Source organism: Mycobacterium sp. 852002-10029_SCH5224772, assembly GCF_001667315.1.
Taxonomy (GTDB): Bacteria; Actinomycetota; Actinomycetes; order Mycobacteriales; family Mycobacteriaceae; genus Mycobacterium.
The window spans coordinates 1-3,310 of the sequence record NZ_LZHT01000019.1; the positions used below are offsets into that span (position 1 = coordinate 1).

The 3,310-nt window shown below is 70.5% G+C and carries 1 protein-coding gene; it reads left to right on the forward strand.

The window, feature by feature from the left end; translation table 11 throughout:
- On the forward strand, nucleotides 1-3,183 hold a 3,183-nt coding region (locus tag A5775_RS06110; RefSeq protein WP_156660584.1), incomplete at its 5' end, for an amino acid adenylation domain-containing protein.
- Between the last annotated feature and the right edge of the window lie 127 nt (nucleotides 3,184-3,310).

Genomic DNA, 3,310 nt, shown 5'->3' on the forward strand with positions numbered 1-3,310 from the left:
GACCCCGCCCGGCGGCTGTCGTCGATCGACGTGCTCGGCGCCGACGAGCACGCCCGCCTCGACGCGATCGGCAACCGGGCGGTGCTGGACGGCCCGTCGCGCCCGCCGGTGTCGATCCCGCAGGTGTTCGCCGAGCACGTCGCGCGCACGCCGGAGGCGGTGGCCATCACCTACGGAGCGGATTCGTGGACCTACCGCGAACTCGACGAGTCGGCAAACCGATTGGCGCACTTGCTGAGTGAGCGCGGCGCCAGACCGGGGCAATGCGTGGCGCTGCTCTCCGAGCGTTCGGCGCGGGCCGTCGTCGCCATTCTGGCGGTGCTCAAGACCGGCGCCGCGTACGTGCCGATCGACCCGGGCTTGCCGGTGGCGCGCATCGACTTCATGCTCGGGGACGCCGCGCCGGCGGCGGTGCTCACCACCGCCGAATGGCGTTCGCGCCTCGACGATTCCGGCCCGGTCGTCATCGACATCGACGACCCGGCGATAAAGACGCGGCCCGCAACGGCGTTGCCGTCGCCGGCGCCGCACCACATCGCCTACACCATCTACACCTCGGGGACCACCGGAGTTCCCAAGGGTGTGGCGGTCACCCACCACAACGCCACCCAGCTGTTCGCCTCCCAGGGCGCCGCCGGCCTACCGGCCGCACCGGGCAAGGTGTGGAGCCACTGCCACTCCCTGGCCTTCGACTTCTCGGTGTGGGAGATCTTCGGTGCGCTGCTGCACGGCGGCCGGGTGCTGGTGGTGCCCGACGAGGTGGTGCGCTCCCCGAAAGACCTGCACGCCTTGCTCGTTGCCGAACAGGTCGACATGCTGACCCAGACACCGTCCGAGGTGGCGATGCTCTCCCCGGAGGGTCTGGACTCGGCGGTGCTGGCCGTCGCGGGCGAAGCGTGCCCGGTCGACGTGGTGGAGCGGTGGGCGTCGGGACGGGTGATGGTCAACGTCTACGGCCCCACGGAGATCACCATCGTCGCGGCGGTCAGCGCGCCGCTCATCCCGGGACCCGACGCGCCGCCGATCGGTTCGCCGGTGTCTGGGGCCGCGTTGTTCGTGCTCGACGGATGCCTGCGGCCGGTGCCCCCGGGCGTGATCGGCGAGTTGTATGTGGCCGGTGGCGGCGTGTCGACCGGCTACCTGCGCCGGCCGGGCCTGAGCGCGTCGCGGTTCGTGGCCTGCCCGTTCGGTGGCGCCGGGGCGCGCATGTACCGCACCGGGGACCTGGCGTGGTGGGGTTCTGATGGGCAGCTGCGCTATGTCGGGCGCGCCGACGAGCAGGTCAAGATCCGCGGGTACCGCATCGAACTCGGCGAAATCCAGGCCGCGCTGGCCGCCCTCGACGGGGTGGAGCAGGCGTTGGTGATCGCCCGCGAGGACCGCCCCGGCGACAAGCGGCTGGTCGCCTACATCACCGGAACGGCCAACCCGCCCGAGATCCGCACCCTGCTGGCCGAGCGCCTGCCCGCCTACATGGTGCCGGCCGCGGTGATGGTGGTGGACGCGCTGCCGTTGACGCCCGGCGGCAAACTCGACATCCGCGCGCTGCCCGCCCCCGACTACCAGGGCAGCGACGACTACCTCGCCCCGGCCACCGCGGTCGAGGAGATCCTGGCCTGGCTCTACGCCCAGGTGCTGGGCCTCGAGCGGGTCGGGGTGCAGGAGTCCTTCTTCGACTTGGGCGGGGATTCCCTGTCGGCCATGCGCCTGGTCGCCGCGATCTACAACGCCCTCGATATCCACCTGCCCGTGCGCGCCGTCTTCGAGGCGCCGTCGGTGCGCAGCCTGAGCCAGCAACTCAACCGCGATGCCGATGCGGCGGAAGGCCAACGGGGCGACTTCGCGTCCGTGCACGGTCGCGACGCCACGGAGGTGTACGCGTGCGACCTCACGCTGGACAAGTTCATCGACGCCCCGACCCTGGCCGCCGCGCCGGCGCTGCCGGGCCCGAACGCCGAGGTGCGCACCGTCCTGCTGACCGGCGCCACCGGCTTCCTGGGCCGTTACCTGGTGCTGCACTGGCTGGAACGGCTGGAACTGGCCGACGGGAAGCTGATCTGCCTGGTGCGGGCCACCTCGGACGAGGACGCGCGGCGCCGGCTCGAGAGGACCTTCGACCCCCCCGGTTTTGCAGGCGATCCCGCCCTGCCGCGGTATTTCCACGAACTGGCCGCCGACCACCTCGAAGTCATCGCCGGCGACAAGGGCCACGCCAACCTGGGATTGGATGAGGCGACCTGGCAGCGGCTGGCCGAGACCGTCGACCTGATCGTCGACTCCGCGGCCGTGGTCAACGGCGTGCTGCCCTACAGCGAGCTATTCGCCCCCAACGTCGGGGGCACCGCCGAGCTGATCCGGTTGGCGCTCACCACGAAGATGAAGCCGTACGCGTACGTGTCGACCTCGGACGTGGGGCGCCAGATCGAGCCGTCGGCGTTCACCGAGGACGCCGACATCCGGGTCATCAGCGCCACCCGCGTCGTCGACGGCAGCTACGCCAACGGCTACGGCAACAGCAAGTGGGCGGGCGAGGTCTTGCTGCGCGAGGCCCACGACCTGTGCGGCCTGCCGGTCTCAGTGTTCCGCTCCGACATGATCCTGGCCGACACCAGCTACGCCGGCCAGCTCAACGTGGCGGACATCTTCACCCGGATGATCCTGAGCGTCGTGGCCACCGGCTGCGCGCCCAAGTCGTTCTATCAGCTCGACGCCGACGGCAAGCGGCAAAGCGCGCACTTCGACGGCCTGCCCGTCGAGTTCGTCGCCGAGGCGATCGCCAAGCTGGGCGCGCAGGTGATGGAGGGGTTCGAGACGTATCACGTGATGAACCCGCACGACGACGGGATCGGGCTCGACGAGTACGTCGACTGGCTGATCGAAGCCGGCTACCCGATCGAGCGCGTCGGTGACTTCGGGGAGTGGCTGCAACGCTTCGAGACCGGCCTGCGGGGCCTGCCGGAGCGGCAGCGGCAGAACTCGGTCCTGCAGATGCTGCTGTTGCTGCTGCGGGATCCGAAGAACCTGCAGCCCGCCGAGCCGGCCCGCGGTGCGTTCGCACCGACCGACCGGTTCCGCGCCGCCGTGCAGGAAGCGAAGGTCGGTTCGGACAACGACATCCCGCACGTGAGCGCGCCGGTGATCGTCAAGTACGTCACGGATCTGCAACTGCTCGGCTTGCTCTAACCGCCGAAGGGCTCCAGCGCGGGGCGGGGGCGAAAAAAACCCCCCCCCGGCGGGGGGGGCCAAAACAGGAACGGAAAAAACCCGCGATAACGGCCAGGCCGCCGTGCGTGGCGGCGGAATGGCAAAA